We start from the raw sequence: 23619 nt of genomic DNA on the forward strand, positions 1-23619 counted from the left end.
TGGGACGCACGCCAAAAGAGAGTCACACCAAAATTCGTGGTGGACAGCCGAAAAGAGAGCGTCCCGCCGGACACCTCGACCGAGCCTGGCCGGGCGTCGGCCGTGGCACAAGTCTCTAAGTAGCCGAAGAGCGGGCGTTGTCAGTCTGTTTGTCAGCTTGTGTCGGTGATGCAGAGAACAGTGATCTCTGCATTGGCGGTGTCAGTCAGGACGTACGTTTGATCAAATACCACGCCCTCGAACCATGGAGCCCATGCCTCGTGGCTTACATCCATGCGAAAGTCCTCAAAACGGTTCTGGGTCAACGCTTCAACGGCAGCACTAGCGAGCGCCTTCGCATCGCGCGCTGGCCCGCGGTATCGCTCATGTGCGCCGCCATTCACGATCGCGCCAGCCAGCAAGCCGTCCAGGCACAGCGATCCAGCCCAATGCTCTTGAAAGCCGCCAACGTCCCGACCGAGCGGCTTGGGGATCTGAAGTTCGCTGAGCCCCGCTCGGACCGCCTTACTGTCGAAGAAGATACGAAGGAGTTCGTACTCCTCCAACCGGTTCCGAGCGAGGAACCAGGCCGTCGTGTCCGAATAGTCGACCGCACACCACCGCCCGAATAGGTATCCACCGTTCAGGTGGGTCGCCGCCACCTGAACGAGGTACCGCTCCAGTGCCGGGGCATTCACGGGCACGGGTTCCCAAGCGATGCTCTCCCACGACGCAATGACTTCGAGCAGCTCGGGGCGCGGATCGTCCCAGTTGATCTCGTTCCAACGGTTCGGCACGGTCATGAGTTTGACAGCTACGACCCGGCCAGCGCACGCCAATTCCGTCCGCTCCTGCCGCTGTGCGCGCTGTCCGAATCGGCCAGCTTGATGCGAGCGGTGCGCATCGGCGGTCACAAGAACGAACGTGACGTCACAATTCGCCGATGCGACATCTAGCCTGGGCAGACCGCCGTCGAGATCCACCGCCAAACGACGTCACAGCTCACCCGTTATCGCGGCCCAGCACCGGCGGGCGCGGTCGGGTGCGCGGCATAGGTCAGCCCGTCGTTGATGGTGCGATCCGCTTCGGCCTGGGTGAACCCGTCGACCCCGACATGTATCTGTGCGGCACTGAGCAGGATCCCGTGCGCGTGGTCGTGATCGAGGAGCCCGGCACCGACGAGACGGCCGAGGCTGTTGGCGGCCAACGGCACCGCGCGGTGCCGGGTGCCGGTCCGCGCGGCGCGGACCCGATGACTTTGATTCGACAACGCTGCCTCGGCGTAGGCATCTGGATGACTGATCGGGGTGAACCGGCGCGGGATCAGTGGTGACGGTGGTGGAGCCAACATCCGTGTCAGCAAGCGGGGCAGCGGGATCGGTGCGTGCTCGTCGGCTACGCGGTAGATGCCGTGGGGTAGTTCCGACTGCGCGGCGACGACGTATCCTCCGCTGCCGCGGCTGTCGATGCGCCAGCCCAACCGTCCGATGGTGCTGCGCAACAGTGGTCTTCGCGGTGCGCGGTAGTAGAGGTGCATTCCCCCCGACGTTACCCGCAGGAGACAAAGTGTTTTGTCGACATCTTGACTGGTCAGAACGTTGATGCAATTGCAGAAACGAGGCGTCAGGTCGAGCTGTGTGTCATCGGCCGATGCGGGTTGAGTGTGGGCTGGCGCAGGTGCATTGTGGTGGTTGTGCCAGAGACTCCCGAGCTTGATTCCGCCGAAGGTGGGGTTGAGTGTGCCGATGAGCTGGGCCGCCTGCGCCGAGGCCGTGCGGTTCGTGTCCTTATCGGCGCGATGTGTCCAGCGGGGTTTGGGATGCCGAGGAGTATGAGAAGCGGCGTCGCTACGACCTTGAGATGGCATTGCAGCCGCCCGGGGTTGTTCCCGTGCCATCAGACCGACGCTGAAAACGACCGCAGGCGGCTTTGCTCTGGGTGGGTCGGTTGCCATGGCTCGGATCTGCTCGGGCTGAGCATGGCCTTGCTGCGAGGTCGCATCGGCGCGGGGACCTTCCAGGCCGCAGTCGACTATCGGTCGCCGGTTCCGCTGTTCGCTTCTGGTAGCGAGGCTGCCGATCACGGGCAGGCCGAGATCAACTGTCCAGGAACAGATGCCGACCCATCCGGCCGATGGATATGGAAGCCGATCGGCGGCACTCGGGCGTTGGTCCTCCACCCGCCCTTGAGCCAGTTCGCCTGGCCGCGGGCACAACTACGAACACATGACAACGACCCTCACCCTCGACCGCGTCCTCGGCCATGAGGAGACCGCGACCCGGATGTCGAGGACCACATCGGCCGTCGAACCGGCCTCATGACAATGGACCTGCCACCGCGTGGATTGTCATAGGGCATCGTTAGGGTCCGAATCGTGCCATCGAATTCACACCTGTATGCGTACGCGCGAGCGTCCGGGCTGTCGAGTACAGGCGGGCTTGATCTGCAGACCTCGGGGGGGACCAACAGTTGCGGGGGGTCGGCGCATCCGCGGTTCTTCACCGGGTTCCTGGCCGAGGCCGAGCCTGCGGCAGTGGCATTGTTGGCCTTGGCGAATGTGGCCGGCACCCGCTATTACCAACCGCGGCCGACGGGGATGCGGGACCCTGTGGTCACCTGCGACGGGGAGCGGCTGCGGTTTGAGGCGTTCTCGGCCTGCTGTGGCGTCTATGCGCGTCTCGATGTCCTGAGCGAGGCTTTGGATGGTGAGCAGTTGGCTCGTGGGACGACGAATGTTGACATGAACCATCCGCTTCAGCTTGCGCTCGCGCGGGTACGCGGTGCCGATCCGCTGCGCCTGGAGGTGGGCAGTGAGGCGCTGGCGGTGACAACCTTCGACGGGACCGTGGTCGAGCGGAAGGTGCCGCTCCCGTATCGATGGATGCGCGGCTTCGCCGAGGTCCAGGCGATCTGCTCGGGATTCGATCCACGCGCCAGGCTTGCCGCTGTGGACGCGGCGCGCTTCCTGCGTACGCTCCCCAAATCACAGCGTGGGGTGTTGTGGGTACTTCCGTCGGGGCGGTCGCTGCGGATCACGTCGCGGCCGGCGTCGGGTGCAGTCGGCCTTTCCGGCACGCATCGGCTCAAAGAACTGCTTCCGCTGATGCGGTTCGGCGGACAACTGACCGTGTACGGCCCGGGTGGTGCGATCGGAACGCAGCCCGCCGCTTCGGCCTGGCAGCTGGACCTGCCTGGGATGCGACTGACCTTGGCTCTCTCGCCCGAGGTCGCGCGCGGGTTCTCCGGGGAAGGCGCGGTGCTCACGGAACTGGCCGAGGACACGGTGCTCGACGACGCCGAGACCGTCGGAGCGTTGCTCGACTTCCAGGGCCGGATCGATCCGGATGCACTGGCCGAGACCTCAGGATTGTCCCGTGAGCGGGTACGTGCGGCGCTGACCCAGCTCGGCACCGCTGGGCAGGTCGGCTACGACGTCGCCGAGGCGGCGTTCTTCCACCGAGAGTTGCCCTATGACGCGCTGCGTGCGGCCAAGGACAACCCTCGCCTGGCCGCGGCCCGCTCGCTCGTCGACGTGGGCGCTGTGAACCGCACAGGGAACCTTTGCACTGTGCGGGCCGGCTCGTTCAGCTATCAGATCCGCTTCGACGAAGACCGTGCTTCGTGCACCTGCCGATGGTGGGCCGAGTACACGGGCGGACGTGGACCGTGCACGCACATTCTCGCGGCGGCGCTCGACCCTGCTACTGACCCTCAGGAGAACCGGACGATATGACAGCCCCTATCGAGTGGTCAGAACTTCACGCGTTGATCGCGGCGCGGATACCGCAACCAGTGATTCAGCGTCTGGCCTCCGTTCCGCCCGCCGAACTGAAGCACCTCCGGCCGCAACTCAAGGCCCTGCGCACGGAACTACGCGGCGAATTGCGCTCGGGTGACAGGACCAGGTACGTGACGGCCTACGATCAGCTCGCTCCGCTCGGCCTTGCCGGAATCATGAGTTCGGGAAGCCCGGCCGAGGCTCTGAACTGGCTCACCAGCAGCTGGTTGATGGATGCGACCTGGTGCGGCGGCTCCACGAATGCCAACTACAGATCGGTGCTGCTCCTCCTGCTTCTGGAGCATCGGGACAACGCCTGGCAGCAGGACTTGGCGGTTCGGTTGGCGAACTGGCTTCCCGATCGTGGTGATCCAAACCTGTGGGAGACGCTGGACGGACTGGTCTTCTGGTCCGGCGCGGTGGTGCCGGCGACGGACGGTTACATCGTCGGATGGGTCCGTAATGGCGGTAACGTGCGTTACCCGCACGGCTATCCGGGTGTCCGTGAGTGGCTCGTGCAGCAGGGATTGCGCCCGGCGATTGCGCACCACGCCACGCTGCTCGAATGGTTGCGTGCGCAACCGCGAGTGGCCGAGTTCGTTCCACGCATGTTCGAGGTCGCCGACATCGGTACCTTGCTCGCCGACAAAAACGCAGCGGGAATCGGTCCGGACAACGAATGGCCGAAAGCCCTGACGAAGCTGACCGATGAGGGTGTGCTGGACCGGGGTGAACTGCTCGACCTGTGTCTGGCCAAGCTGCTGCGCGGTGACCGGCCGGGAAACCTGCGCGGCTTCGTCATGCTCTATGAGGAACTCGCGCCGACGTTAGAAGAGATCGCACACCGGCTGAACACGTACATCGGTATCGTCGCCGGCGGCGCCGGCACGGTCGCGAAGATCGCCCAATCAGCGCTGAGCTACCTCGACGATGCAGGCCGTCTTGACAGGGAGGCGCTGCTCGACATCGCGGTCGCGGTCCTCGCCCGGCCGGAGAAGAATCTCGCCACAGCACAGCTGGCCTGGCTGGACACCGCCGCCCGCCGGGACCCTGCGACGGCCGGCCAGGTCCTGCGTGCTGCGGCTACCGCGTTCACGCACCCCGGGAGCGCCATCCAGGAACGCGCGGTCCGTCTGGTCGTCAAGCATGCAAAGGCCGCCAACGCGGCACTCCTGGCCGAGCTGCTGGAAGCAGCAAGCAACCTTGACGCCGCATTGCGTGATTCTGCGCGGCGCACTCTCGGCGCCGAAGAGCCCTCGCCACACTCCGGCGTTGAGATTCCGCCTCTGCCCGACTACCGGCCGCGAGTCATGCCGCCGCCCATCGGGTCAGTCTGGGAACTGGCCGAGCGTTTCGTCCCGGCGCTGGCAGATCGTCCAGTCGATCCGCTCGACGCGGAACGCATCATGGAGGCGGTCGTGGTCGAGTACAACCGCAATCCGCAAGCTCTGGCTGAGGCGCTCAAACCCTTGACGCTGCGCTATCCGGCCGAGCAACTCGAAGGCTGGGAACAGCGTGCCGTCCCCGGAGCGTTGCGCTGCCTCTTCGACGCGGTGCTGGGACACGACCGCCGAAGCGCCCTCGTGATGGATGAGCTGTACCGCGGACGCAACGGGTTTCTTCCGGCTCCTCAATGGGCCACGCTCTACCGGACCCACGAACTCGTCGAGTATTTCGTCAGTGGCGGCGCACGGATACCGTGCTTGCTCGCCACGCCTACAGGCAGCAACGGAAGCATCGACCTCGCCGTGCTCGTTCAGCGGCTCGAGAGCTACGCCGAATCCGCTGCTGTGCCGCTTCCGTGGGACCTGGAACAGGCGCTACTGCGACTGCCCATCGAAGCCGCACGCGAGATTGCCAAGACAGATCCGGTCATAGCTGGTCAACCGAACACGGCCTTTGTCGCCGATCTCGGAGCTGGACGTCTCAAACTTCCGGTCTTCGAAGGCCTCGTCGTACGGAACATCGATGCCGAACAATTCAACAACTCCCCAAATTTCGAGATACTAGTGCCCCGCTTCGGCGCTGCATCCGAGCCCGGACAATCTCCGCTCTACACGGTGCTCACCAACACACCGGATCCATTCCACGTGCGGGCGTTCGCCGGCTACGGGGGCGGCTGGCAAGGGCGGGGTGAGCCTTCGGCCTATTGGCCCTCGCTCCTGCCATATCACTCCGAAATCGTGGCAGCGCACGCGATCCCTGAGCTCTACCAGCAAGCCAACGACCGATCCCGAAGCATCAACCCAGTTCTGCCCCTTCTGGCGGAGACATCAGGTCGACCCGGACCGGTCGTCCACCTTGCTGTGGCTTACGGGCTGGCTGCCGGGCGGCCGGAGAACCGTGTAGCCGCAGTAGACGCGATCTTCACCCTTGCTACGCGCACTCTGTTGGACACCGAGCAGCTCGGCGTCCTACTGGGAGATCTATGGATCGGTCAGATGATCAAATCGAACCGGTTGCTTGCCTCGCTCAACGAAGCGGCGCGGGCAGGACTGCCGCGTGAAATCCTCGGTGTAGTGGCTTCAATGCTCCCGGCCCTGGCGGCCCAGCCAAGTGCAAGGGGACTGCCCGATCTGCTTGTGCTCGGCTCGGAGTGCGCCGCTGCGACTGGGAGCCCCCTTGAGATCCCTGAGCTTGACGGGCTTGCTGAGCTCCGTAAGCCCGCTCGCGTGGCCGCCGAGGCAAGGCGGCTCCGACAGATTCTCAGTGGGGCTGCCCAGTGATCGAGCCGAGGCGGCTCGTGTCCGCGCCCAGGGCCCCGTGACCGCGCACGTCTGGTCGGGGACGCGTGGGAGTCGTGCGACGAAAGCGCATTAGCGTGACTTTTCTCCCGGATACGTAAACCCCGGCCAGGTGCCTCCGCGGCGGGTCAGCTCTCGGCGGAGATCGAGGTTCTCGCCGTGGGCCTTTGCGAGAGCGTCGCGCAGTTCGTCGACTTGTTGGCGGTGCAGCTTCTTCAGTTGGGTGATCTGGCTGGTGAGGGCGAGGACGAGGGAGCTTTCGGAGTCCGGCGGCGGAGCCGGGGTGCAGTGAGCGGGCTCGCTTTGGGCGCGCAGGTGCTCGATGCGGGTGCGGAGGTCGGGGTGGTTGTAGAGGAATGCATGGGAGACGCCGGCTTCGCGTTGGACCGATTGGAATGTGACGGGGTCGCCGCGTTTGACGATCGCCCGGATGGCTTGCTCGGCGTCGCGGGTTTTCTTCTCGGACTTGGCTTTTGCGGCGGCGATGAGGGTGGCTGTGCGTCGGTCGCGGGTGTCGTCGGTCAAGGTCGAGTTCTCCGCGGAAAGGTCGGGTCCAGCAGCAGCGGGACCGGCCCGGTGACTGCGGTGGGGCAGCCGTGTCCTTGGATGGCGTGGCCGGGGTCGGTGGGCAGGGTGTCGAGCAGCCGGGTGAGGGCTTGTTGTTCGGCGTGGCGCTGGGCCAGCCAGACGTTGTCGTCGGGCATGGGTCGGCCGTGTCGGTTGGCGAATTCGGTTGTTGTGCGGTCGATCAGGGCGGTGGTGTCGTCGAGTTGCTGTTGCAACACGTCGCGGTGGGTGGCGTCGGTGGCGAAGACCGAGCAGGTCAAGCAGGCGTTTCCCTTGTCGCAGGATTGCAGCGGCGGGAGCATGCACCAGCCGTGGGGCAGGATGCGGTCGGCGCGGTCGAACAGGTGCAGGGCGTCGTGGTCGTCGCGGGAGAAGCGGACCCTGGTGCCGTCGGCCTTGAACTTGGCGATGGCGATGAAGGCTTGTTCGGCGTGTTCTTCGCGTTGGGCGACGTAGTGCATCGACATGCTGGGGGTGGCGTGCCCGGCGTAGCGTTGCAGGACTTTGATCGGTAATCCGAGCTCGGCCAGACGGGTCAGCTTGGTGTGGCGGAAGCGGTGGGTGTGACCGAGCGTGACGGGTCGGCCCTTGCTGTCGCGGATCGCGACGAGGTCGCTGAACTTGTTCAGCAGCCGGGTGTAGCTGCCCGCGGCATAGGGTTTGGTCGCGGTGAGGTTGCTTTTGCGGGCGGTGAACAGGTAAGGCGTGGTGGTGGTCGGGAAGCGGTCGCGGACCCAGCGCCGCTGGTCCTCGATGATCTCGACGACCTCGTCGTCGACGAGGATGGTGTCGGGGGCGATGTCGATCTTGCTCTGTGCGTAGCGGAACCGGGTCAGCGACTTGCCCTCGCTGTTCTCGGTCGACGCGGGAACTGGTGTGAGACAGTCATATTCGCAGAGGCGGACCTCGCTGGCTCGGCGTCCGGTGAGAATCTGCAGGAGGATCATCCGCATCACCTGCGGGTCGCCGAATCCCTCGGCGGTGATGGTGGTGCCGTCGCCCCGGGGGATCGGCATGTGCTGGCCACGAGGAAGCGCAAGCAGCGGCAGTGCCGCAGTGATCTGGGCCAGAGCGTGGTCGTCGACGTAGTGATCGGCGTTGAGCGGCGGCGGGTGCCGGATCGGTGTCACCTGGCGGCGCCAGGCGTCGGCGTGCAGTTCCGTGACCGCCGACCATGGCGACTCCCCGAGCATCGTGCGTGCTTCGCGAGGGTTGGCGGCGACGAACGCGAACAGTTCGGCCACCGCGCGCAGATCGTCGTTGACCTGTCGAGGATGCACCCGATGCGCGCGGTGATGCTGTTCGGAAGGGCGCATGGCTCGGTTGACCGGGTCGGCGGCCCAGCGGCGGAACTCGGCTGCCTGTGCGGGCGCGCCTAGCGGGTCGGACAGGACCTCGCAAGGATCGTCGAACGCGACGGTGATCCATCGGTCGAACCGGGTGAGCTGGCGGGCTTGACCGATGGTCGACCAGCGCAGCGTTCCGGCTTCGAGTTGGGTGCCGAGGTGCCATTTCACTGCCGCGCGAAGCCATGGCTGGGTGATGTGGGCCGGAATGATCCGGCCGCCGTGGGGCTCCCGCGGGCCGATCGGGATGCGGGGGTCGCAGCGGGGATGCCACTCATCGAGCTCCCACCAGCGTCCTTGATGGCAGTGCGCGATCAACGCTAAACGGGGAACCTGGAACACCGCGCGCAGCCGGAAGCGGGTATTGGCGGGTGGGAAGCGCTTCCATCGGGTGGCGTAGTACCAGCTCAGCAGCGATTGCCCGGTCTCCCAGTCGATCTGCTGGATCGAGGTCGCAAGCTCGTAGTCGGCGTCGGAGGCTCGCCGGTATGCGATGGCGAACTGATTGAGCGGTTGCACCGACACCGGGGTGCCGTCGATCATCTGCTGCCAGTGGGCCATCCATGCCAGCTCGGTTGCCAGCGGTTCGGGTAGCCCGGTGAGAATCAGGTCGTGGATATGGCGTCCCGGCGGCTCGGTCCAGCCGGGGATGTCGGGTCCGATGCGTGGGCCGCGCCAGGCCAAGGGCAGCTCGTCGCGGAGACGGGCGAGCAGATCACCCCGGCTGGTGGGGTGGAGTTCGATGACGTTATCGGCCAAGGCGCAGATCCCATCCCGCGGTGAACGCTCGCCAGTCCGCGGCCGCGCGTAAGGCCGCGTCTTCACAGACCCAGCCATAGAGATCGAGAGTGGTTTGCACGTGAGCGTGGCCCAGGCGTCGCGATACCACCCAGTCGGGTGTGCCCGCCAACAGCAGCGCGGTGGCGTGGCTATGCCGGAACCAGTGCGGCGTCCAGCCGGGCGGACCGATCCCCTTGCGGCGCAGGGCCGTTACCTTGGTCCGGACGGTGCCCTCGGACAGAGCCGCCAACAGCGGCGCGCGATCGAGGTTGACCAACAGCGCCGACTCCGCGGTCACCATCACCCCCGATTCCGTTGCCCGGCAAACCATATGAGTGATGTACTCGGCGAACAACCGCTCCAGGTCGGCACCGACATAGATCCGCCGCGGCCGCATCATTTTCACCCGCGCGCCGTTGTCGTTGTCCTCACGCGGCACGATCTCGATGTAGGCGGTGCCACCACGGCCCATCACAAAGTCCGCGATCCGTAACCCCAGGACTTCCCCGAGCCGGCAACCAGTTTCAGCGAGCACGGCGAACAGAAACCGGTCGCGCAGATTGCCCACCCACTCGGCGGTATCCGGATCCGGCACCGCGCAGCCGTCGAGGACCGCTTGAATATCGTTCGGCAGCAACAGCGGCGGACGATCCTGTCGAGTCCGACGTACCCGCACCAGCGATGAGGGTTGCGGAGCGACCCGCGCCGACAGGTGCGCCAGCAGTCCTCGCGCGGGCTTGCGCCGTGGTGCACCACGCAGCAGCCGACCGGCCACCGGCACCGCGGTGACGGCTTCCTGCCACCGGTAGAACGAGATCAACGCTGCCAGCCTGGCCTCGAGTGTGTGTGGCGAGGGCTCGGTGTCGGCGGTGACGAGGCTATGTTCGACGGTGCGGCCGTTACGAAGCCACGACACGAATCCGAGCACGGTCGAGACCTCGGCGTCGTCCCATCGGTCGGCCTCACCGCGTAGCTCGAGGAAGCTCCACCAGTGCGCCAGCGCGGTGGCATATCCGCGCACCGTGTTGGGCGACCACACCGTGCGGTGCGCCTCGAGCCAGCCCTCGATCGGCGCGACTGTGCGGTGTGAACAATCGATCACTGTCCATGTGCGCCGCCCGGACGAGGGCCGCACCGCCAGGGCATACGCCATCCAATTCCCGCCTCGAAAAGCCATGGGGTAGAGCCAGGTCGGAGCACACGGTAATCCCTGACCGGCGAGCTTGACGGCGGATTCACCCATCCCGAATGCAGATCCACTGGCGAAGGTGATGTATTCGGGGAGTGCGCTATTCCCCACATAGCCATGCTGATGCGTTCTGGCGTCGACCACCAGCTGGCTTGTACGCCACCAAGCGGATGTTGAGGGGTCGCCCGGCCGGTGAAAGTCGCGTCAGCGGCGGAAGCGTCCGACGAACGCGCGCTAATGCCGAATTCCGAGCTTTCCACGGTGGTGTCGGTCCTGACATTGCGGAAGTCGCATTCGGTGGTGGTAGGGGTTGGCCACAAGTTGGATGGAACACTGGACCAGGCCAGCCGACCGATCGGTGAAGTATGGCAATTAGCCTGTCGGATATGGATTCCCACACAGTGTTGCGCCCGCGGCTTGTGGAGGCCGCGAGTCAGATCCTGGCCTATCTTGCGATGAACGAGGATGGCCTCGCCGATGGCGTGCAAGACGCTGTGCTGGGGTCCGGTACTTCTTGGGAAACTAGGCGGAATTGCTTCAGATGCAACAATCCGTCATGAGCTAGTGCCGCCATATTCGCTGGTCGCAACCGCGGCGAGTGAAGGCTCGTGACGATGTCCGGACTCTCCCAAATGTGCCTCGACACGCGGACATCATTGTTGCGTCAGTTACAACACTCTTGTGACCCTGCAGTCGCCTGGATCTGCGCACCTGGTTCTCGCGGACAACGTTGTCCACTTGGACCCTGCGCCAGCGGTTTTGGAAGCTTTGCTGGAAGGCTGGCGCCGACAGCAATCGGCGCGGTTCCTCAAGAGCGGAACGGTGGCGCGCCGACTACAGCTAATCCGACGCCTTGTTCAGTTCACCGGCTTGTACCCGTGGCAGTGGACGCCGGCCGAGGGCGAAGCGTTCATTGACCACCTCCGTGGCGGGGAGAAGCCCAGGGAGCTGTCCACCGCGCGCGGCTACGAGGTCGCGATCAGCATGTTCGTGGAATTTGTGCTCGACCCGCGCTACGGATGGGCTCAGGTCTGCGCGGAGCGGTTCGGTGAAACGCCGCAACGGATCTTCCACGACGGCAACGCGATCCTGCACAAGGGCGACTACGAGGGAGATCCGCGGCGGCGCCCGTTCACCTACGACGAGATCCAAGCATTCTTCGAGGCCGCCGAAGCACGACCGGGCCGGATCATCGAGCGGGGAGTGAAAGGCGCGCTGGGTGCGGCACGGGATGCGGCGGTGCTGAAATCGGTCTACGCCTACGGTTTGCGTCGCACCGAGACCTCGAAACTGGATCTGGCCGACCTGCGTCGCAACCCGAAGATGCCGCAGTTCGGGCGGATGGGCAGTGTGATGGTGCGCTACGGCAAGTCCTCGAAAGGAGCACCACCGAAACGCCGTTCGGTGTTGCTGGTGCCCGAGATGGACTGGGCCGTCGATGTTTTGGACGAATGGCTCACCGACCTACGACCACGGTTCTCACCGGGCAAGCATCCGGCGCTCTGGGTCACCGAGCGCAGGGGCAGAATTTCACCGCGCTCGATCAACGAGGCCTTCGTCGCCATCCGCCGCGACGCCGACCTCGACGAGAAGCTCGACGTCCATTGCTTGCGCCACAGCGCGGTCACACACTGGACCGAATTCGGTTATCCACCACGGTTTGTCCAGGAACAAGTCGGCCACGCCCACGCCGCAACGACAGCGATCTATACCGGTGTGTCCAACGAGTTCCGCAACCAATTGCTGCTGGCTTCGCTCAAGAGCCGGCTCGGTGACCACTGGGAGCTGACACCGTGATCAAGAAGATGGGCTACCACTGGCGGCTGCGTGATCTGATGGCCGATCAGCAGATGTTCCAAACCTCGAACTTGGTGCCGCTGCTGGCCGAACGCGGCATCACGCTCTCGCGCGAGCAGGTCTATCGGCTGGTCACCCAGCCACCCCAGCGGCTGAGCATGGACGTCTTGGTCGCGCTCTGCGACATCCTCGGCTGCACACCCAACGACCTGATCGAACCCCAGATCGTCAACCACCAGATCGCCAAAACCGCGGGCGAGCACACGACATCGACGCCGATAGCGCCGCGCCGCACCGTCATTCGACGACCCGAGCCACGATGAGCCGCCAAACAGCTCGTCAGCGCCGCGTCGATGAACTCGCCGACATACGGCAACGCCTGATCTGTGCGGTGCAGGAAGTATGCGGAGCCGCGCTGAGCGACGAGCAGGCCAGGGACTTTCTGGCGCAGGCTCACGCCTGGGCACCGCCGAATGCCCGTGAACTCGGCCGCCACCTGGGCGACCATCCGGACGCGTTCACCGCGCCCTCACCGTACTGCCCGCTGTCGTTGGCGCAGCTGCTGAGGCTGCTGGCTTCCAACGGTTTTGGCGACTATGTAGTGCTGCTGGGCTGTGCTCGATGCGGACGCTGCGACAAGTTGCTCAAACGCCGCACTCCGGAGGGACGGTGCTGCGAACGATGCCTCGAACGGATCGAACGACGGCCCTGCGCCTGCTGCGGCGAGACCGCGAGAATCGTCACCCACCGACCTGATGGCCCGATCTGCCGCCGCTGCTATCTCCGCGATCCCGCTCGGCAGACCGCATGCAGCCGCTGCGACGAAAACAGCGCTCCCGTCGGCCGAACAGAGGCTGGCGGTGCACTGTGTAGACGGTGTGCGCCCAAGTCGGAAAAGCCGTGCGTCGAATGCGGCCAGGTCGGGATTGTCTCCGCGAACACGCCCAAAGGTCCAGTCTGTAAACGCTGCTACACCAGCCCGCCGCGCCGTTGCGGGGTCTGCGGACAGCCCCGCCCGATCCAACGCCGCGGCGACGGCAAGGGTGCACCCGATACCTGCTATCGATGCGCGAACATCGGGGACTGTGTCAGCTGCGGTCAACGCCGCCACGGCAGCCATTACCGCGCCGGCCCGTTCTACTGCAACAACTGCGTGCCCAAGGCTGCGCGACTGTGCGCGATCTGCGGTGCGCTCAAACCGATTACTGCCAACTGGCCTTTGGGGCCGGTGTGCGGCAGTTGCTACCGTGCCCGCCGCAACCATCCCCAACCCTGCGCCGAATGCTCACACACACGGATCCTGGCCTGCATCAACGACTCTGGTGAATCCGTGTGCACGACCTGCGCCGGGGCGGACCTGAACTTCGCCTGCCGGACCTGCGGCGAGGAAGGCCCCGGTTTCCGAGATGGCCAATGCTATCGCTGCCTCACCACCGAAAAAGTGACCGAACTCCTGGGTGGCGCGGATGCGTCTGCGTTGGCGCGAGTGCAGCCATTGATCGCAGCGCTTGCCACAGCCCATCCCGACAGCGTCGGCCACTGGGTCGCCGACCGAACCTCGGCCGGCATCCTGGCCGACCTCGCCACCTCCGGAGCCGAGCTCACCCATGAAGAACTCGACAAACTGCCACAGAACGGGCGCACGCACTATTTGCGCGAACTGCTTGTCGCTGTTGGACTCCTGCCGCGGCGCAACGAATCCCTGGCACAGCTGCAGCTGTGGGTCGATCGCACCGTCGCGGCCCTCCCGGCACCACACCAAACCCTGATCCGCGCCTACGCCGAGTGGTACATCGTCCGGCGCGCCCGCCAGCGTGCGGCGCGCGGGCCGTTCCGGCCCACCGCGGACCGATCGAATCGGTCCCGGATCCAGGCCGCGATCAACTTCCTAGCCTGGCTCGACTCGGCCGGCACATCGGCTGCCGAGCTCACCCAGCACCACATCGACACCTACCTCGACACCCGGCCCTCCAACATCGCCGCCCTATTGACCTTCGTGTCCTGGATGCTGGACAGACGTATCATCACCGACATCGAGATCACGCGACCGAAAGATGGTCTGCCGCAACGATTTCAAGACCACGACGAGCACACCGCACAGCTGCGGCGTTGCCTGATCGATGATTCGCTGCCGCTCGAGATCCGGATCATTGGAGCCCTGATCAGGCTCTACGCGATACCGGCGGTTCGCATCGTCGAACTCACCGCCGATCGCTTCTGCCGGGATGAGACCTACGCCTACCTGGTGATTGATCAAAACCCGGTCGTGCTCCCGCCCTCTTTGGCCCAACTCATTGAAGCCCAAATCGACAAGGGCGGGCCCTCCAGCATGCTGCGAAACCAGAACCTCGACGGCCCCCGCTATCTATTCCCAGGCCGCCCGGCCAGCCGTCATCGGAACGTCCACTCCGTGCTCCGGGGCCTCAGTCAGCACGGACTCGCCACACTCACCGCCCGAAACACAGCCATGATCACCAACGTCCTCGAGCTCGACGCCGTCGTGGTCAGCGACCTCTATGGTGTCGCTCCGCAGACGGCCCACAAATGGGCTCAATACGTCCAAGCCAGCTGGGCAGCCTACCTGTCTGCGGGACGGTGATCCACACTGACATTCCCGATCGCACATAGGTCAGAGGGGCGCCGCTTAGTCGGTGCGAGCTCAGCGATGATTCTTCGCCGTGCAGGCCGTTGAGCCACCACGCGCGCTCACAACGCACTGTATTGCCGAAGAGCGGATGGGCCGTGTCCAGCCGCTGATGTCCTCCGTCCGCCTGGTCAGGGCGCAGGCCAGGGGCGTTCGAGCCAGTCGCGGATGAAGGCGACGAACCGGGCGTGGGTGCGCTTGTCCCGCCACTCGGGGTCGATGCCTTCGGCCCGGAGCACGGCGTCGGCGAAGTCCTCGGCGTCCTGCGGCGGGTCATCGAGCAGCCGGGCATAGTCCTCGGACGACAGGCAGTGCCCCATCCCGACGCACAGTTGGTAGAGCAGGGCGTCGATCTTCGAGGCGGGTTTGTACCCCACCCGACTATCTTGCCTTGCGGTGGTCGACAACACACTCACATGCCGCTTCCCGCGCAGGCAGCGTGGCGAGATGTTCTGCGGCGCAGAGCATCCGCAACCCGTGTGTCGCCGAAGCCAACCATACGAAGGTCAAACACAAGGGTAGATGTCGGCGCTAGCTCCTAGAAGTGTGCCGGGGCGGTCGGTGCGGATCGCAGCGCGAGGACTGCGCCGCACCGGTGGCCCTGGCCTGGCAGGGCCAGAAACGAGCAGATCGTCGAATTGAGCTAGGGCTTCTGCCGGCCCCAGGCCAGCGCCCTCCAGAACCGCCAGGCCTCCACTACATCGGCGACAAGCCGACGACACCGCCGGTCCCGTCTACACCGGCCAGCCCACGGGTCACCTCGTATCACCACTGGTAGCCCTCTCGACGTTGACGCTGACGGCCCGGTGTCTGCCACCCTCCCGTCCACCAGTGGACCGCTCGGTATGTATCGCACCGGCCCGCTAGTGTTGATCATGAGCGCGCCGCGAACATGCCGTTCGGGCTGGATGTGAGATTGGAAGTTTGAGATGGGGTTCCTCCGCCGCTTCGGACACAGGCCCACGCCGGTGGTAGTTACCGAATGGGCCGCAGACGATTCGGCGTTGAAGACGGCGCTCGACGAGATCAAGACGACCGGGAGCTGGATGCCCGCGGCGAAGCTGCTCGCGGCGACCGGGCGTGACTGGGATCGGCGTTCCTACCGCGTGGAGGCACTGGCGGAGTCGGCGGCACCGGATATGACGTGGTTGGCCGGATGGTGTGCCGAACGACCGGACGATCCCGATGCGCATGTGCTGCGGGCGAAAGCGGAAGTATTGTGCGCCTGGAACGCTCGGGGGAGCGCCTACGCGAGTCAGACCTCGGACGAGGCAATGGCCAACTTCGCAACGATCTTGCGCCGTGCGCAGCAGTGGTGTGTGCGGGCGATCGAGTTGAACCCGGATGATCCGACTCCATGGGTCGCGAGGCTGTGGTTGGTGATCGGTGGGCAGGAATCCCCGGACTCGTTCCGGTCGTATTGGAAGGAAACCTGCGCACGCGATCCCTACAACAGGGCCGGATATATTGCCGCCCTGCAGTTCTCGTCCGAGAAATGGTACGGCTCGCACGAGCAGATGTACGAGTTCGCTGAGACCGCCGCATCGGAAGCACCGAAGGGTTCTCCGTTGGTGGTCGTGCCGCTCCAAGCACACTGCGAATACATGCTGCGTGAACACGGGGATCATCGGGTGGCCGTCAATCCGCCCCACCCACTCTGGACGACGCCGCGCGCACAAGCGGACATCGACCGGGCGATGGCCGTCCTGATGGGGTCGCAGCCGCCGATGCACGCCCTGATGCTCCACGACATGAGCGTGTTGGGATACGCGCTCGCCCACGCCGGTCGATGGTCGGAGCTCGCCGCGGTCTTCGATCGCACCAGTCACCACATGTTCCAGTACCCCTGGTACTACCAGAACGGGGGCGCGTCCGAGGCCGTCGCCGCTGCGCACCGAAAGGCTATGAATCACCGCGGGTGAACCGTTGCGCCTCGGCGTCGCAAACACCTCCACCAGCCGCTTGGCAACCTCGGTGTTCATGCACCACGGATGCTGATAGCCCGCCAGCCACCGGCTGATTCGCAACCAGAGGCCCATCGAGCCGATCGCACACCGCACACCGCCAACCCACCGCAGCACACGCCCGGCCGGTCGCATCGAACGCAACCTGGTCCTTCTCCCTGATCAACTCCAGCGGACGCGAGTCCAAAACAGCACATCACCGCCAGCCGACTGTAGTTCGGAGGAGAGGGGGGAGGGGCTGACCGCCGATAACGGCTGCTTATCGGTCGAGCCGGTCACGAGATCGTCTGTCGCGCAGGACATCCTGAAATGCCGACGAGCGTGCGGCCGGTGGCCAGCATGCATGCGCTTGGTGTCGGTGCTCGATGTCACCATTCGCATATGTCACTGAGGTTCTTCAATGGTTTGTCCGGGACGTTATCGATCGAGCTGACGGAACCTACCGAGAATGTCGCGGCGAACCTGTCCAGCCAGCGGGCGACAGCGACCGCGGCGATCACTGGGGTTTCGTTTGCGCTGAATGTGTTCGAAGAGGGCAACTTTCGCGATCTGACCGTCGAGGAGTTCGATCTGGTTGTCCTGGAAATGCCGGTGTTCAACCTGCGTGGGTTCGGTGATTCCGTTGAGCACCGAGCGCCAAACGGTCAGTGGTTCACGGTGAGTGACCTTGCCGCCGCCGTCACCGCGACGGAGAGGAGCACTCGCCATCAGTCGGAGTGGTTCGGAGGCGTCGATGTGCACCACATCTTCTTCGAAGGGATCTATGAGGAAGCTGACGCACTTTGGCGGATCTCCTGGGGGTCGTGAACATCCCGAAAGCCGATGTCAGCCCATCCCCATTTGGCTGGCGAGTGGCACACGGTGGAGGGCCCACTCGCACGTTGCCGCATTCATGTGCTGCTCGACGGCTCCGTCGGAACGTTCCGTCGGACGCACTGAAATGCCGCGACCCGTGCGGTCCGAAGCTAGCGAAGGTGTGCGGAAGATCAACGGACAGAGATCATCTCAGCGTGGCGATGCGCCGAAATGCCGCCTCAAACACCCCCGAGACGGCGGCTAGTCGAGCGAGCAACGCAGCCGAGCCACGAGCATATGCTTGCTCGCGTGTCGACCTTTTCCATGCCCGACCTCTTGTCCTACGCCGACGTGGACGCCCGCCTGGGCGGCGTGCTGTCCGCCGAGTTCGAGGGAGCCGCGGACGAGCCCGACGATCCCACCGTGCTGTTCTTCGACGGTGACCTCACCCTCGACGGGGATTTCCTGTCCGCCGTCGCCGAGCTGCGCGGTGTGGACGGCGACGACGATGTCGAGTTGATCGTGGTGACCGGTGACCTGACGGTCAACGGCCCGATCGCGCTCTACGAGGACCAGCCCGGGCTCTACGTCGGCGGCCACACCCGGGCCGAGACGCTGGAAGGCGGCGACGCCGAGATCTTCATCCACGACGGCACTTTCACCCACATGGTGTACGGCTACTACAACCACGGCTCCCTGGCGGCCGGGGTGGTCGACACCCCCTGGGTGATCGACTTCGACCACCACATGGCACTGACGGCCCCCGGCGCGCGCTGGGTGGACAACCTCGGCGTCTGCGACCGGGACGTCGACTTCGTGGCCGGGAACGGCCTCGGCGAGGCGTTCGTGCCCGAGGTCGTCGACAACGAGGGTCGCCTGGACATCGACACGTTCCTGAACCAGCTGCGTGCCGGGCTGCCCGTCCTGCGACCTGGGGCCCGGTCGGCGCGCGAGTCGGCGGCCGCGACGCTGGACGACCAACTGTCCCGGGCCCTGGCCGACCGGGCCGACCATCTCGACCTGACCGGGCGCAAGCTGAAGGCGTTCCCCACCGAGGTGCTCCGCATGCCCTGGCTGCGCACCCTGATCCTGGACCGCAATCCGATCCGCGAGCTGCCCGAGGAGATCGGGACGCTCACCGGACTGGAGCTCCTGTCGGTGCGCGACTGCAAGTTGACCGCCCTGCCCGGATCGATCGGCGACCTGACCGGGCTGCGGGTGCTACGGGTCGCCGGCAACTCGTCCCTGGACGAGAACGAGGTCGAGTTCACCCTGCCCGCCGCCGTCGGCCGACTGTCCGCGCTGGAAGAACTCGACATCTCCTCGCTGTCGGTCCGCACCGGCGCGGAGTACGAGCCAGGAGGGATACCGCCCGAGTCGACGCGGTTCGTCCTGCCGGACACCTTCGGCGGCCTGGTCGGGATGCGGAAGCTGATCGCTGACGGCACCAACGTCGTGTTCCCCGACTCCGCGCGCGGCCTGACCGGCGTCGAGGAGGTGTCGATGTCCGGCACCCCCGCCCGGTACCTGGTGACCTTCCCCGAGGTGGTCACCACCTTCCCGAACCTGCGCCGGCTCGACCTGAGCGGCAACAACTTCGACACCGTCCCCGACAGCCTGCTCCAACTGACCCGGCTGGTGGACCTCGACCTCGGCGGCAGCCTCGGCCTGCTGCGCGCCCCGCTGCCGGACCTCGGCCGCCTCCCCGCGCTGCAGGTCCTCGGCTTCAGCGGGCAGGCCAGTCGCGGCCCGGAACCCGGGCATGTCTTCCTCCGAGAGTTGTTCGCGATGGAGCTGACCGGTCTGGAGGAACTCCGGATCGACAGGTGGCGCCGCGAGGGCAAGCGCCGGCGGCTCAAGCCCGAGCACTTCGCCGGGATCGGGACGTTCCGCCGGCTACGGAGCGTCCGCCTGGCCTTCAACGGCCTCGAAGACTTGCCGCCTGACTTCGACACGCTCCCTGACCTCGAGACCGTCGACCTCGACGGCAACCGGATCCCCCGAGAGGTCCGCGACCGGATCACCGCCGCCCACCCGAGCGCCCGGATCGACTTCGGGTCGTAGGGGGTCCACCCAGCAGGGGCTCAATGAGTCTGTCTGCGTGGCGGGTAGACCGCGCGGCCGGTACCTCCGCAGACTTCGGCGCCTGGCCAGCCGTGATCGCTTCGCCGCGTCGCGGGCGTCTCAGACCGAGTCCCTATGAGCGATGTGTCATGGCGTTGTGCGTCGAGGGGCTCGGGCCGAACGCACGCTCATGCCGCTGAGCGCTCGGCCGCCAGCTCAGCTGTGCACGCGCCACCCGCGCCATCCGCCCGGGGGAATAGTGCACCTTCCGAATACATGCACTCCACCAGTTAGAACTCGCTCAAGCCAAGATGGTGGTCGGTCGGTGGTCCGACGAGGACAGCCGTTTGGCCTCGCTGCCTGAGCGCGTGCGGGAGTACTACATCCACGACGCCACGCTCAGGGGGTACCTGCCGCCCGGGACGGAATGGAGCATGGAGGAACTGCGGCAGGCCGAAGCGAAGTACTACGATGAGCATCAGTAAAACCAAATCAATCCTCGCGCCCTTCTGCCGCGTAGCGCGCGTTTTGGTGGTCGCTGGGGAGACGTCAATGAAGCTCAGAGGTTCCTAATTCGGCGCGGAAACTGCTTGCCGTAGGCGATGCCGTCGTCGATCGTGCGCCGCACCTCCTGCTCGGTGTAGTCGGCGACGCCGAGATGTTCAGCGGAAGCATGTTCCAGAACTGAATGGGCCGTTGATTCGGCCAGTTCACCGGCAGCGACGAGCCGCCCCAACGTCACCGCGGCCCTGAGCAGGGCATCGTGGCGGGAACCGACCTGTGCCCGTGCAACTTTGCGCGATTCGCCGTCGAGAATCGCTCGCAGGTAGGCGTCCGCGCGCGGGGACGGTAACTGCATCGGTGGTGTTGCTGTCGGCGGCGGTGCGGGCATCAGCCGATGCGCGAGCCAGTGTGGCAGCTCCATGACCTGCGTGTCACGAAGGATGCGGTAACGGCGACCGCCCACGATTGATCCCGGGGCCACGACATACCCGCCGTGCGCCCGTGTGTCGATCAGGCGGCCGAGCCTACCTGCGGTGTTGCGTAACTCAAACCGGGCAGGAGCGCGAAAATACAAATGTAACCCACCTGGGGTGACCACAGTGAAAGTGTCGTTAGGAAACACTGCGCCGACACCAGATGCCAAGGCCGCCAACGTATCAAGGCCGTGACGTTTCCCCGAAGACTCTTGTGGTGAATCACGGGCGAGGTCGTCGTCCAAGTCGACTACGACCAGTCCCGACCTACCAGTGGCCACACCGACGTTGTAGCGCGCTGCGGGTGCCCAAAACCGGTGGACCGCCATGGGATCAGAGGTCGCGCGATCCTCCCAGGACCGTATCGCCGGCGTCTTCCTGCCCGGAACCAAAGGAAACACACACCACCCACGGGCCGCCGCGGCCAACGCCGCATCGAGAAGATCACGACTGGACACGCACAACCACCCCTTCCAGCCGCCGCACGAAACCGGTGACATGATCGTCATTGCCGCCCTGCTGATAACACTGCAACAACGAAATCGAGTCCAGGACAAGCACTTCGTCGATGAAGTTGTTGCAGTGACCGAACCACCTGTTGATAACGGATGGCGTCGTGACGGCGTAGGTGGGGACCGGGATCGGCTGATCGACCTCGGTGGCGAGCTGGGCCAGTACGTCGCGGCCATCGCGGGCGTGGTCCCATGGCGGCGGGGGTGGTTGGTCGTGGCTGGTGTCGAGGTCGAGTACATGCAGGCCTGACGGCCCGCAGGCCACAGCGATGTTGTCGGCGGGCCACCGACGCCACCAGCGGCGGATCCGCGTCGTCTTCCCAGTGTTTGATCGCGGGCACTTTGCTGCGCGGCTGCAGAGGGAAGATGTGGAACCCGTGGCGTGCGTGGTCGAGGGCGGTGCTGAGCAAATCGGGAGCTGGTGGTGGCAGTGCGGTGGTCAATTCTGGTCCTGGGCGGTGCGGCGGTGGGCGGCGATGACGCGCGCGAGTTGAAGGGTGTGCGCGGCGGTGACGTCGAGTTCGAATTCGGTTGCGCCGCTGTGGAGGACGCGGATCTGGCCGCGGATATGGTCGCCTGATTGGCCGAAGCTGACGTGGTCGCCGCGCACGATTTCGGCGGGGGCCAGTATTTGGCAGAGGGTGTCAATGGTTTCGCGGCGTTCGGCCAGGCGCAGGGCGTCTTCGTGTGCGCGGGTGCGGCAGCGCTCGAGGGTGGTTTCGTAGTCGGGCAGTAGTCGTCGGGTGATGTCGGTGGCGATGGCTGGTGCGGGCCGCTCGGCGGCGGCGGTGATGACGTCGCCTCCTTTGCCGGAGTCGAGGTGGCGTGAGAATTCGCCGTAGGAGGCGCTGATCTGTAGATGGCCGTGATCGCTGTGCCGGTGGGAGTCCTCATCGTGGGTGATGGTGAGGATCTGCTGGTCGGGTCCGTACAACACCACGTGCGCGCGGATCATGTAGCCGCGTTCGGCGATCCACCCGGGCCCGAGCGCGGCGACGATCTGGCGCGCGAGGTCGAGGAGGTCCATGATCACGGTCCTTCCTGGGTTAGCAGAGATCGGAGTTACCTACAGCGAGCTCCGGTGTCGGCGAGGGTGGCCCGCGTCAACCACCCGGTTTCGGGACCGATGACACCGTCGAGTAACTCGCAGAAGACATCGCAGAACTGCGGGCCGTGTGCCGCGCTATCAGGTGGCTGGACATGTCCTGCGACATCACTGCGACCCACCTCCGCCACCGAACAACCTGCGACCGGCGATGAGCGCGGCGAGCAGATCGATGGGCTGGTCGGTGCTGGGGGCGGCGTCGCGGACCTTGCGGACCTTCAACAACCGGGCATTGTGCAGGTCGACCCCGATCACGGGCGGGGTGGTGTCGTCACCAGGGTCGGAGACGATGGTGTAGTCCGACAACGGTATCCACGCCTCGTACCAGGCTTCGGCGGGTTGGCCTTTGCGTGCGGGTTCGCGGGGATCGCGGTCGGGCACTGCCCAGACCGCGCATCGACAGGCCGGGTCGTCGCAGCGGGAGAAACGCTCGGCCGGGTTGGGGTTGTAGCGGTGGCTGCGTCCGGCCAGCATCGGACACGCGCGACGGGAGTAGTAGCCGCACTGGGGGTTTATCTCGATACCTGGAACCAGGTGATGATGCGGATCTGCTCGGGTCAGATTGGCGTGCTGGTCTGGGGAGGCAGGTTAGCGCATCGAATCACCTTCGTGCGCAACTGCCGACCCTCTCAGGCCTGTTGGCCTTCGTCACTTCAGGCTAGCGGTTTCGTCACCGGCTAGTGCAGTTCTCCGATGGGGTGGTCGGGCACTGTAACCCCCGCGCTGTTGAAACAGAACCAATACCAGTCGCCGCTGAGGTGATGGGATGCGCCTGTCGCGGGCCGGTGGCCAGAAAGATTGGCAAAACCACTTCCCATCGAGCAATAGGACTCCATAGGGCCAGTCCTGAAGTAGATGCCGTCGGAGAGGCGTTCCACACCGCGAATGCGATAAAGGCCGAGGCGGTCACCTTCGAACGTCCGTGGATCGACACCGGCACTCACCTGCTGTGCCGCATCGTCGAAGGCGTGCGCTGAGAGGTGCCAACGCAGAGCCATTGGCAGGTCTGCGCTCCATAAAATGGGCGTGAGCGCGATTATCAGTGCGGGAGCAGCCAGGGGTCCGAGCTCAGGTACCCGAAGCCGCCGGGATCGGACTGCCAGGATCGGGTAGACGATGACCATGCACCACACCACAACCACCACGAATGTCCCCCCGAGGATCAACAACGGCGACAACGACATCAGCTCGGTGCTGGCCGGCTCGCTCGCCGAGACGAGTATCCCAAGGCAGGCCACGACGGTGCAGACGAGCAGAAGATGTCTGCTAAGCAGTGACCGGTATCGTCGGTTCCCCGGTCGGCTTTTCTCGGTTTGGGCCGTGCTCATGCCAGGAGCCTAGACTCCAGCCTGGGATCGTGGGTGTCGGCGTGTCGCCG

At 65.4% G+C, this 23619-nt stretch carries 22 protein-coding genes; 11 read left to right on the plus strand and 11 right to left on the minus strand.

Translation table 11 applies throughout. The features are described 5' to 3' along the window. Window positions 1–152: 152 nt before the first annotated feature. Both ACLMAL_RS36820 and ACLMAL_RS36825 read right to left on the minus strand, forming a co-directional pair. The gene (locus tag ACLMAL_RS36820; protein WP_412003287.1) at window positions 153–893 is read right to left on the minus strand and encodes a hypothetical protein; all 741 of its coding nucleotides are present in this window, start codon (window positions 891–893) and stop codon (window positions 153–155) included. A 95-nt stretch (window positions 894–988) separates the two neighbouring features. Next, window positions 989–1516 carry a bifunctional DNA primase/polymerase gene (locus tag ACLMAL_RS36825; RefSeq protein WP_412003288.1) on the minus strand — a complete coding sequence of 176 codons (528 nt, stop codon included), beginning with the start codon at window positions 1514–1516 and terminating at the stop codon, window positions 989–991. Window positions 1517–1779: 263 nt separating this feature from the next. Between ACLMAL_RS36825 and ACLMAL_RS36830 the strand changes: the two genes are divergently transcribed. The 4 genes from ACLMAL_RS36830 to ACLMAL_RS36845 all read left to right on the plus strand — a co-directional run bounded on the left by ACLMAL_RS36830 (window position 1780) and on the right by ACLMAL_RS36845 (window position 6483). Beyond that, on the plus strand, window positions 1780–1890 hold the full coding sequence (locus ACLMAL_RS36830) for a hypothetical protein (protein WP_412003289.1): 111 nt from the start codon (window positions 1780–1782) through the stop codon (window positions 1888–1890). Beyond that, a complete protein-coding gene (locus ACLMAL_RS36835; RefSeq protein ID WP_412003290.1) occupies window positions 1862–2245 on the plus strand; it encodes a DUF6283 family protein in 384 nt (127 codons plus the stop codon). Before ACLMAL_RS36830 ends, ACLMAL_RS36835 begins: the two co-directional genes overlap by 29 nt. A 108-nt stretch (window positions 2246–2353) precedes the next feature. Further along, window positions 2354–3712 carry an SWIM zinc finger family protein gene (locus tag ACLMAL_RS36840; protein ID WP_412003291.1) on the plus strand — a complete coding sequence of 453 codons (1359 nt, stop codon included), beginning with the start codon at window positions 2354–2356 and terminating at the stop codon, window positions 3710–3712. Between the two features lie 653 nt (window positions 3713–4365). After that, entirely contained in the window at window positions 4366–6483 is a 2118-nt protein-coding gene (locus ACLMAL_RS36845) for a DUF6493 family protein (protein ID WP_412003292.1), read from the plus strand. Between the two features lie 90 nt (window positions 6484–6573). Here ACLMAL_RS36845 and ACLMAL_RS36850 read toward each other — a convergent pair whose 3' ends face one another. Genes ACLMAL_RS36850 through ACLMAL_RS36860 form a run of 3 tightly spaced genes read right to left on the minus strand, consistent with a single transcriptional unit; the run spans window position 6574 to window position 10347 of the window. Then, the gene (locus ACLMAL_RS36850; RefSeq protein ID WP_406238468.1) at window positions 6574–7026 is read right to left on the minus strand and encodes a DUF6262 family protein; all 453 of its coding nucleotides are present in this window, start codon (window positions 7024–7026) and stop codon (window positions 6574–6576) included. Beyond that, the gene (locus ACLMAL_RS36855) at window positions 7023–9173 is read right to left on the minus strand and encodes a tyrosine-type recombinase/integrase (RefSeq protein WP_412003293.1); all 2151 of its coding nucleotides are present in this window, start codon (window positions 9171–9173) and stop codon (window positions 7023–7025) included. The genes ACLMAL_RS36850 and ACLMAL_RS36855 overlap by 4 nt, the downstream gene beginning before the upstream one ends. Next, a complete protein-coding gene (locus ACLMAL_RS36860; RefSeq protein ID WP_412003294.1) occupies window positions 9163–10347 on the minus strand; it encodes a tyrosine-type recombinase/integrase in 1185 nt (394 codons plus the stop codon). Before ACLMAL_RS36860 ends, ACLMAL_RS36855 begins: the two co-directional genes overlap by 11 nt. A gap of 717 nt (window positions 10348–11064) precedes the next feature. On the opposite strand from ACLMAL_RS36860, the gene ACLMAL_RS36865 reads away from it, so the two are divergent. From ACLMAL_RS36865 to ACLMAL_RS36875, 3 genes are all read left to right on the plus strand, one after another. Beyond that, window positions 11065–12180 (plus strand): tyrosine-type recombinase/integrase, encoded by a 1116-nt coding sequence (locus ACLMAL_RS36865; RefSeq protein WP_412003295.1) that lies wholly within the window; start codon window positions 11065–11067, stop codon window positions 12178–12180. Then, window positions 12177–12503 carry a helix-turn-helix domain-containing protein gene (locus tag ACLMAL_RS36870; protein ID WP_406238479.1) on the plus strand — a complete coding sequence of 109 codons (327 nt, stop codon included), beginning with the start codon at window positions 12177–12179 and terminating at the stop codon, window positions 12501–12503. The genes ACLMAL_RS36865 and ACLMAL_RS36870 overlap by 4 nt, the downstream gene beginning before the upstream one ends. Before the next feature lie 1118 nt (window positions 12504–13621). Beyond that, a complete protein-coding gene (locus tag ACLMAL_RS36875) occupies window positions 13622–14779 on the plus strand; it encodes a hypothetical protein (RefSeq protein ID WP_412003296.1) in 1158 nt (385 codons plus the stop codon). 176 nt (window positions 14780–14955) lie between these two features. On the opposite strand, the gene ACLMAL_RS36880 is transcribed toward ACLMAL_RS36875, so the two are convergent. Next, window positions 14956–15201, minus strand: coding sequence for a hypothetical protein (locus tag ACLMAL_RS36880; RefSeq protein WP_406238483.1), 246 nt, complete (start codon window positions 15199–15201; stop codon window positions 14956–14958). Between the two features lie 591 nt (window positions 15202–15792). Between ACLMAL_RS36880 and ACLMAL_RS36885 the strand changes: the two genes are divergently transcribed. The 4 genes from ACLMAL_RS36885 to ACLMAL_RS36900 all read left to right on the plus strand — a co-directional run bounded on the left by ACLMAL_RS36885 (window position 15793) and on the right by ACLMAL_RS36900 (window position 20132). Further along, window positions 15793–16746, plus strand: coding sequence for a hypothetical protein (locus ACLMAL_RS36885; RefSeq protein ID WP_406238484.1), 954 nt, complete (start codon window positions 15793–15795; stop codon window positions 16744–16746). Between the two features lie 363 nt (window positions 16747–17109). Further along, window positions 17110–17595, plus strand: a complete 486-nt coding sequence (locus ACLMAL_RS36890) for a hypothetical protein (protein WP_412003297.1) — start codon at window positions 17110–17112, stop codon at window positions 17593–17595. A 297-nt stretch (window positions 17596–17892) separates the two neighbouring features. Beyond that, complete coding sequence (locus ACLMAL_RS36895; protein WP_412003298.1) at window positions 17893–19647, plus strand: leucine-rich repeat domain-containing protein; 1755 nt, start codon at window positions 17893–17895, stop codon at window positions 19645–19647. A 314-nt stretch (window positions 19648–19961) separates the two neighbouring features. Continuing rightward, a complete protein-coding gene (locus ACLMAL_RS36900; protein WP_412003299.1) occupies window positions 19962–20132 on the plus strand; it encodes a hypothetical protein in 171 nt (56 codons plus the stop codon). A 74-nt stretch (window positions 20133–20206) separates the two neighbouring features. Here ACLMAL_RS36900 and ACLMAL_RS36905 read toward each other — a convergent pair whose 3' ends face one another. The 5 genes from ACLMAL_RS36905 to ACLMAL_RS36925 all read right to left on the minus strand — a co-directional run bounded on the left by ACLMAL_RS36905 (window position 20207) and on the right by ACLMAL_RS36925 (window position 23569). Beyond that, on the minus strand, window positions 20207–20869 hold the full coding sequence (locus ACLMAL_RS36905) for a bifunctional DNA primase/polymerase (protein ID WP_406238489.1): 663 nt from the start codon (window positions 20867–20869) through the stop codon (window positions 20207–20209). A 199-nt stretch (window positions 20870–21068) separates the two neighbouring features. Next, window positions 21069–21548 (minus strand): bifunctional DNA primase/polymerase, encoded by a 480-nt coding sequence (locus ACLMAL_RS36910; RefSeq protein ID WP_412003311.1) that lies wholly within the window; start codon window positions 21546–21548, stop codon window positions 21069–21071. A gap of 27 nt (window positions 21549–21575) precedes the next feature. Further along, entirely contained in the window at window positions 21576–22163 is a 588-nt protein-coding gene (locus tag ACLMAL_RS36915) for a hypothetical protein (protein WP_412003300.1), read from the minus strand. A gap of 186 nt (window positions 22164–22349) precedes the next feature. Further along, window positions 22350–22715: a hypothetical protein gene (locus tag ACLMAL_RS36920; protein ID WP_412003301.1), complete on the minus strand. Its 366-nt coding sequence runs from the start codon at window positions 22713–22715 to the stop codon at window positions 22350–22352. Between the two features lie 203 nt (window positions 22716–22918). Then, complete coding sequence (locus ACLMAL_RS36925) at window positions 22919–23569, minus strand: hypothetical protein (protein WP_412003302.1); 651 nt, start codon at window positions 23567–23569, stop codon at window positions 22919–22921. Window positions 23570–23619: the final 50 nt, after the last annotated feature.

The organism is Nocardia sp. CWNU-33 (assembly GCF_046764895.1).
GTDB lineage: Bacteria > Actinomycetota > Actinomycetes > Mycobacteriales > Mycobacteriaceae > Nocardia.

Excerpts from the sequence above, each read along its gene's own strand:
- ACLMAL_RS36825 (WP_412003288.1), bottom strand. The coding sequence starts at position 1,516 with ATGCACCTCTACTACCGCGCACCGCGAAGACCACTGTTGCGCAGCACC.
- ACLMAL_RS36845 (WP_412003292.1), top strand. The coding sequence starts at position 4,366 with ATGTTCGAGGTCGCCGACATCGGTACCTTGCTCGCCGACAAAAACGCA.
- ACLMAL_RS36860 (WP_412003294.1), bottom strand. The coding sequence starts at position 10,347 with ATGGCGTATGCCCTGGCGGTGCGGCCCTCGTCCGGGCGGCGCACATGG.
- ACLMAL_RS36915 (WP_412003300.1), bottom strand. The coding sequence starts at position 22,163 with ATGGACCTCCTCGACCTCGCGCGCCAGATCGTCGCCGCGCTCGGGCCC.
- ACLMAL_RS36920 (WP_412003301.1), bottom strand. The coding sequence starts at position 22,715 with ATGCTGGCCGGACGCAGCCACCGCTACAACCCCAACCCGGCCGAGCGT.
- ACLMAL_RS36925 (WP_412003302.1), bottom strand. The coding sequence starts at position 23,569 with ATGAGCACGGCCCAAACCGAGAAAAGCCGACCGGGGAACCGACGATAC.